Origin of the sequence: Mycobacterium sp. (assembly GCF_049281135.1) — a bacterium.
GTDB lineage: Bacteria > Actinomycetota > Actinomycetes > Mycobacteriales > Mycobacteriaceae > Mycobacterium.
In genome coordinates, this window is the sequence record NZ_JBAPRN010000277.1 from 1 (window position 1) to 6,686 (window position 6,686).

Consider the following 6,686-nt stretch of genomic DNA (forward strand, 5'->3'; position numbering starts at 1 on the left):
CGGCAGACGACACCGACTCCTCGCTGACCGGGTTGAGATGCACTCCGGTGTTGTCCTCGATGCGTTGCGCGGCGGATCCACAGGGCGCCGACGCCTGGCATACCGCGACACGTAGGTCGGGCTTGGCGAGATCGGCGAACGACCGGATCTGCTTCGGGTCGCCCGGCGCAGTGACGATCACCAGCGTGTTCGAAGCGAAGTTGACCGGATCGCTGCTCGTCAGGTCGGCCTTGACCACGGTGTCCATCTGGGCGCTGTCCGCCGAGGCGAAGATATCGGCGCTGGCGCCTTGGGTCAGCTTGTTCGCGAGTTCCAACGAGGTCGCGAAATTGAAATCGATTGTGGCGCCGGGGTTGTCGGTTTGGAACTTTCCGGCCAGCAGGGTGAACGCGGGCTTGAGCAAGGTGGCCGCGAACACGACGATCGAGTGGGCCGACGATGTGGATGCCGTCGTGGACGACGCTGTCTTCGGCCCGCAGCCGCTCAGGTCGGCCACCAGTGCCAGCGACAGCAAGCCCGCCGTCCACGCTCGTGCGGTGCTGAGCCGGGCGGTCACGCTGCCCAGCGTTGTCCAAACGGTGACCGTGCCGTGCCGGATTCGGAGTTTCATATCTAGCTACCGTCCAGTAACATAAGGAAACGTTAATGCCATACACACCCTGAAATCCCAGGGACCGGCGTTGCGGTGTGCCACCATCGGAGCATCGGAGGACCGTTGCTCCAGGCGGAAGCCGCGGTGCTCTTAGCGGGCCGGCACTTGGATTCAATGGTGAATATGAGGAGGTCATGGCGGTGGAGGTACTGGTTACCGGCGGCGACACGGAGTTGGGTCGCGCCGTTGCTGAGGGGTTCCACAACGAGGGCCATGCGATCACCCTGCTGGGTGCGCGCCGAGATGACCTCGAGGTAGCCGCCAAGGAGATCGAGGCGGACGCGATCGTCTGTGACAACACCGACCCCGCGGCGCTGGCCGAGGTTCGACATCTGTTCCCCCACCACTTGGACACCATCGTCAACATCCCGGCGCCTCGCTGGAGTTCCGGTGACCCGCGCGCCTACTCGCTGTCGGATCTCGCCGCCGCCTGGCGTAACTCCCTCGACGACACCGTGCTGTCGGCCGTACTGACACTCGAGACGGTGGGCGATCACCTGCGCTCCGGCGGGTCGATCATCAGCGTCGTGCCGGACAGCGCCCGCCCAGGTAGCGCCGAGGCCGCAGTCAAGGCTGCCCTCGCAAGCTGGGTCGCCGGTCAGGCGACGGTCTTCGGCACCCGCGGTATCACGGTCAACGCCGTGGCCGCTGGGCGTAGCGCGCAGCCCGGCTACGAAGGGTTGTCCCGCACGCCGCCGCCGGTTGCTGCCGAGATCGCCAGAATGTCGCTGTTCCTCACCACCGGCGCTGCCCGCCACATCACGGGTCAGCTGCTGCACGTCAGCCACGGCGCGCTGACGCAGTTCGCCTAGCGCGTAATTCGCGGGAGCGACCTTCGCTGCTGACCGCGGGTCACTAGGGTGGATTTCGTGACTATCCGCCTTGGCTTTCAAATCCCCAACTTCTCCTACGGGACCGGCGTCGAGCAGCTCTTCCCGACCGTAATCGCGCAGGCTCGCGAGGCCGAATCAGCTGGATTTGACTCGGTTTTCGTGATGGACCACTTCTACCAACTCCCGATGCTCGGCTCCCCCGACCAGCCGATGCTCGAGGCCTACACGGCCCTTGGCGCGCTGGCGACGGCGACCGAGCGAGTGCACCTGGGCACTTTGGTGACCGGCAACACCTACCGCAACCCCACGCTGCTGGCCAAGGTCATCACTACCCTGGACGTGGTCAGCGCGGGCCGGGCGATTCTGGGTATCGGCACGGGATGGTTCGAGCTCGAGCACGACGAGCTGGGCTTCGAATTCGGCACCTTCACCGATCGGTTCAACCGTCTTGACGAGGCGTTGGAGATCATCCTGCCGATGCTGAAAGGCGAACGACCGACCTTTTCCGGTAAGTGGTACCGCGCCGAAAATGCATTGGCCAACCCGCGTTATCGCGATCACATCCCGCTGATGATCGGTGGCAGCGGCGAGAAGAAGACCATCCCGCTGGCGGCGCGGCACTTCGACCATCTGAACGTGATCGCCAGCTTCGACCAGCTGGCCGGCAAGGTCAAAGTCGTGCGGGAGAGCTGCGAGGCAATCGGCCGCGACCCCGCGACGCTGGAGACCAGCATGCTGGTGACCGTGCTGCTCGACGACAACGTGAAGACGGACCAGATCCCCGCGGAGATGAGTGGACGCATGCTGGCCGGAAACGCCGACTCGATCGCCGAGCAGGTTCAGGCCAAGGTGCTGGACGCCGGAATCGACGGCGTGATCATCAACATGCCGTTTTATACGCCTGGTGTCGTCACCGCCGTCGGCGATGCGTTACGTCCGCTGGTAGGGCTCTGATCCGGTAGCGAGGCGCGTCACGTCTGACGCCGCGGGTGTGGGCGATCACACCGACTAACGTCGATAATTGCAGGTCCGGGCGACTATCGTAAAGGTGAACGCAGCCGCTGCTGAGGAGCACCTACGCCATGAACGCCCAGCCCGAAGAGTCCAGACTCAATCGTCGACACCGGGTTGTGGTCATCGGATCGGGATTCGGTGGCCTGAACGCGGTCAAGAAGCTGAAAAGGGCCGACGTCGACATCAAGTTGATCGCTCGTACCACCCACCACCTGTTCCAGCCGATGCTCTACCAAGTGGCGACCGGCATCGTCGCCGAAGGCGCGATCGCTCCCCCAACGCGGATGATCCTGAAGGGTCAGCACAACGCCCAGGTTCTGCTCGGCGACGTCACGCACATTGACTTGAGGGGCAAATTCGTCGTCTCGGAGTTACTCGGCCACAGCTATGAAACTCCTTTTGACAGTTTGATTATCGCTGCCGGGGCTGGCCAGTCTTACTTCGGCAACGACCACTTCGCCGAATTCGCGCCCGGCATGAAGTCCATCGACGACGCTCTGGAATTGCGTGGTCGCATCATGAGCGCGTTCGAAGCTGCCGAGCGGTCGAACGATCCGGAGCGGCGGCAGAAGCTCTTGACGTTCACCGTCGTGGGCGCGGGACCGACCGGCGTAGAAATGGCCGGCCAGATCGCCGAACTCGCGGACTTCACCCTGAAAGGCGCCTACCGCCATATCGATTCGACGAAAGCGCGCGTGATTCTGCTTGACGCGGCCTCCGCCGTCCTACCCCCGATGGGCGGGAATCTCGGCAGGAAGGCCGCCGCGCGGCTGGAGAAGATGGGCGTCGAAATCCAGCTCGGTGCCATGGTCACCGACGTTGATCGCGACGGCATCACGGTCAAAGACTCCGACGGCACCACCCGTCGCATCGAGTCGGCCTGCAAGGTGTGGTCCGCGGGAGTATCTGCCAGCCCGCTGGGCCGCGATCTTGCCCGCCAATCGGGCGTCGAACTCGACCGCGCGGGCCGGGTCAAGGTGTTGGCCGACCTGTCAATTCCCAGCCATCCCAACGTGTTTGTCGTTGGTGACATGGCCGCGGTCGACGGTGTGCCCGGGGTTGCGCAGGGCGCCATCCAGGGCGGCAAGTACGCCGCGGGCACGATCAAGGCCGAGTTGGCCGGTGCCGACCCTGCGCAGCGGGAGCCGTTCCAGTACTTCGACAAGGGATCGATGGCCGCAGTTTCGCGGTACTACGCGGTGGTGAAAATCGGTCCGCTCGAGTTCGGTGGGATCATCGGCTGGTTCGCCTGGCTGCTGCTGCACTTGGTCTATCTGATCGGGTTCAAGAACAAGATCACCACCGTGCTGTCGTGGATTGTGACGTTCTTGAGCGGCCGGCGCGGACAGCTCACGATCACCGAGCAGCAGGCCTTCGCCCGTACCCGGCTGGAACAGCTGGCCGTATTGGCGGCCGAGGCTCATGAGGGCGAGACGGCCAAGGCCGCCAGTTAGTTCTCGGCTTCGAGGTTTTGCAGCCTCACCTGACCGCGGGCCACGAGACGGTCGTCGGAGTCGGCGATGGTGACGATCCACAGCTGCTGTCGCCGCCCGCGATGGACCGGAGTCGCGGCGCCGTAGACGGTCCCGCTGCTGATCGCACGCAGGAAGTCGGTGTTGTTGTTGACGCCGACGACCGAGCCGCCGCCGTTGGCGGCGATCCACGTGTATGCGGCGATGCTGGCGAGGCTCTCGACCATCGAGCAGTAGACACCGCCATGCACGATGCCCATCGGTTGCAGTAGCTTTGGCACGACGTCCAGCTGGGCGCGCGTTCGATCAGGACTGATCTCGGTGAATACCAGGCCTAGTTCATTATCGAACGGCGCCTCAGGCAATGGCTGCATAACCTTTCTGTTTACACGGCATGAACGAGGGGTATGTGCTGGGGCGGTCGTTATGTCCGGAGTACTGGACTGTCCTGCGGGGCGTACCGGCTGCCACTACTGTAGGTCTGGGGCAACGGGGACCTTGGTGATGTAGGCACGGGGGAAGGGCAAGATGGCGACGGCTACGACCGAGCCGGTGCGGTTGCCGCCCGGCACCCGGAACCCGAAGCTGATCCAGACTCTACAGTTTCTGGTGTCGAACCACGCGATGTTTTCCGCTCTGTCGCGGCGATACGACAGCAATGTGGTGAGCGTGAATCTGCCACGCAACAACCATGCGGTGGTGATCAACGATCCAGTCCTGGCTAAGGAACTGTTCAACACGGGCACCGAGCTGGTCGAACGTGCGCCGTCGGGGGCTGGATCCATCGGCGAAGCATTCGGTCCGGGCTCGACGTTCAGCCTTGCCGGCGACGAGCACCGCGAGCGCCGCAAACTGCTGGCGCCGCCGTTTCACGGCAAGCGGATGCGCAGCTACGACCGCATCATCGAAGAAGAGGTGACGCGCGAGATCGCGACCTGGCCCGAAGGCCGCGAATTCGAAACGCTCGAGCCGATGCTGCGCATCACCGTCGGCGCGATCTTGCGCGCCGTGTTCGGCGCCGAAGGCCCTGCGCTGGAAGAGCTTCGCGAAACTGTGCCGGCCATGGTCACGCTCGGCTCACTGCTCGTGGTGTGCCCCCCGATCATGCGCAAGGACCTGGGTCCGTGGAGCCCGTGGGGGCGCTTCATGAAGCAACGGCGTCGCTTCGACGACGTTATCGCTTCGCTCATCGCGGAGGCGCGCGCCGACCCCAACATCGATGAGCGCAAAGATGTGCTGGCGCTGTTGTTGCAGGCCCGCTACGAAGACGGCGAGCCGATCTCGGACGAGCACATCACCGACGAGTTGCTCACGCTGCTCGGCTCCGGCCACGAGACAACGGCATCGTCCTTGGCCTGGGCGTTGGAGCGGCTGAGCCGCCATCCCGAGCTGATGACGCGCCTGGCGGAGGAAGCCGACGCCGGCGGATCCGAATTGCGGCAGGCCACGATCTGGGAGGTCCAGCGCACCCGGCCGGTTCTCGACGGGACCACACGGCGTACGAAGACGCGAATCCGGTTGGGAGACTGGGTCCTTCCGGAGGGCACCAACATCATCATCAGCATCAAGCTGGCCCACGACTCTGACGAGAGCTTCCCGGACCCCGAGTCGTTCGACCCGGATCGATACATGGGCACCAACGCCAAGCCCGTTGCCTGGATCCCGTTCGGCGGCGGCGTCAACCGTTGTGTCGGCGCCGCGTTCGCCAACATGGAGTCGGATGTAGTCCTGCGTATGCTGCTACGCGAATTCCGTTTCGTCCCAACCGATGCGCCGGGCGAACGCGCGCGGTGGCGTGGCGTGGCGACCGTGCCGGCGAAGGGTGCGCGAGCGATGGTGTACCGGCGAACCGACAAGCCGTCCAACAGTGCGGACGCGGTATCCGCGGCTGGCCGCGGCAGTGCGTAACGCGCTGGCATACTTGCCGCAATGACAAGCGCCCTCAGGCACTACGTGAAACCCCTTGGCAGTTATTCATGGTTCAAGAAAGCCATGAACAAATACTGGTACCCCTTCGTCACCCGCAGGTGGGATCAAGACGACGTCGTCTTTCTCAACTGGGGCTACGAAGAGGATCCCCCGATGGGTCTGCCGTTGGCGCCAGAGGACGAGCCCAACCGATACTGCATCCAGCTCTACCACCGCACGGCGACCCAGACCGACCTCAGCGGCAAGAAGGTGCTGGAGCCGAGCTGCGGCCACGGCGGCGGCGGTGCCTACCTGATGAAGACGCTGCACCCGGCCTCCTACACCGGATTGGACTTCAACCCTGACGGCGTTGCATTCGCCAAACGCCGGTACCACCTGCCGGGCCTGGATTTCGTGCACGGCGACGCCGAGCACCTGCCGTTCCCCGATGAATCCTTCGACGCGGTGCTCAACGTCGAGGCCTCGCACGCCTACCCGCACTTCGACCGCTTCCTCTCCGAGATGGTCCGGGTGCTGCGCCCGGGCGGGCATTTCCTCTATGTCGACTTCCGCGGATTCCTCGAATATGACGCGTGGGACGCGGCTCTGGCGGGCCTACCGTTGCGGATGGAGTCCAAGCGCGAGATCAACCCCGACGTTCTGCGCGGACTGGACCACAACTCCGGCAGGTACTTGGACCTGGTCGGCAGCCGCTTGCCGGTGTTCCTGCGTCCCTTCGGCCGGCTGTTCGCCGGTGCGCCCGACACGCTGATGTACAAGGAGCTGCAGCGCGGACGGCTGTCGTAC

7 protein-coding genes are annotated in these 6,686 nt (G+C 64.4%); 5 read left to right on the forward strand and 2 right to left on the reverse strand.

The genetic code is table 11. From position 1 onward, the window contains the following. The coding region (locus WAN02_RS11170) for a substrate-binding domain-containing protein (protein WP_422264229.1) at positions 1 to 610 on the reverse strand (610 nt) is incomplete at its 3' end. 176 nt (positions 611 to 786) lie between these two features. On the opposite strand from WAN02_RS11170, the gene WAN02_RS11175 reads away from it, so the two are divergent. From WAN02_RS11175 to WAN02_RS11185, 3 genes are all read left to right on the forward strand, one after another. Then, entirely contained in the window at positions 787 to 1,464 is a 678-nt protein-coding gene (locus WAN02_RS11175) for an SDR family oxidoreductase (protein ID WP_422264230.1), read from the forward strand. Between the two features lie 57 nt (positions 1,465 to 1,521). Then, positions 1,522 to 2,439: an LLM class F420-dependent oxidoreductase gene (locus WAN02_RS11180; protein ID WP_422264231.1), complete on the forward strand. Its 918-nt coding sequence runs from the start codon at positions 1,522 to 1,524 to the stop codon at positions 2,437 to 2,439. Positions 2,440 to 2,567: 128 nt separating this feature from the next. Then, a complete protein-coding gene (locus WAN02_RS11185; protein ID WP_422264232.1) occupies positions 2,568 to 3,953 on the forward strand; it encodes an NAD(P)/FAD-dependent oxidoreductase in 1,386 nt (461 codons plus the stop codon). On the opposite strand, the gene WAN02_RS11190 is transcribed toward WAN02_RS11185, so the two are convergent. Then, positions 3,950 to 4,345: a PaaI family thioesterase gene (locus WAN02_RS11190; protein WP_422264233.1), complete on the reverse strand. Its 396-nt coding sequence runs from the start codon at positions 4,343 to 4,345 to the stop codon at positions 3,950 to 3,952. The two genes, WAN02_RS11185 and WAN02_RS11190, sit on opposite strands and share 4 nt — an antisense overlap. Positions 4,346 to 4,499: 154 nt before the next feature. Here WAN02_RS11190 and WAN02_RS11195 point away from each other — a divergent pair, with 154 nt between their 5' ends. Then, complete coding sequence (locus tag WAN02_RS11195; protein WP_422264234.1) at positions 4,500 to 5,879, forward strand: cytochrome P450; 1,380 nt, start codon at positions 4,500 to 4,502, stop codon at positions 5,877 to 5,879. 21 nt (positions 5,880 to 5,900) lie between these two features. Continuing rightward, the coding region (locus WAN02_RS11200; protein ID WP_422264236.1) for a phthiotriol/phenolphthiotriol dimycocerosates methyltransferase at positions 5,901 to 6,686 on the forward strand (786 nt) is incomplete at its 3' end.